Raw genomic sequence first — 254 nt, 5'->3', positions numbered from 1 at the left:
AATTCAGACGGTCAAAATCAAGGAACAAACCATCATCAAACCATTTAGAAAGATGCGGACAGTTATCATTACTGACACTTTCTTTCAATAGATTTTTAACCAGAAACTTATCCGTCATTTCAAATATTGAAAAATCCAGACATTCTACACCCTCAAGATCGATACTTTCCCAATTGTATCGGTAGCCTGTACAGAAACGACCTTTTGAATGATTTTTAGATTCCAGAATTTCGATTTGTTCAAAATAATCAAAG

Annotated in this window: 1 protein-coding gene; it reads right to left on the bottom strand. The window is 33.5% G+C overall.

Annotation, left to right across the window (positions count from 1 at the left end; genetic code table 11):
* Positions 1 to 254: hypothetical protein (locus tag SB679_RS25320; protein WP_410705094.1), on the bottom strand; the 254-nt coding region annotated here is incomplete at both ends.

This window comes from Chryseobacterium sp. SIMBA_029 (assembly GCF_046535275.1).
Classification (GTDB): domain Bacteria; phylum Bacteroidota; class Bacteroidia; order Flavobacteriales; family Weeksellaceae; genus Chryseobacterium.
Note: the sequence above shows the minus strand (reverse complement) of the source record. Positions and strands in the feature narration are given on the sequence as shown.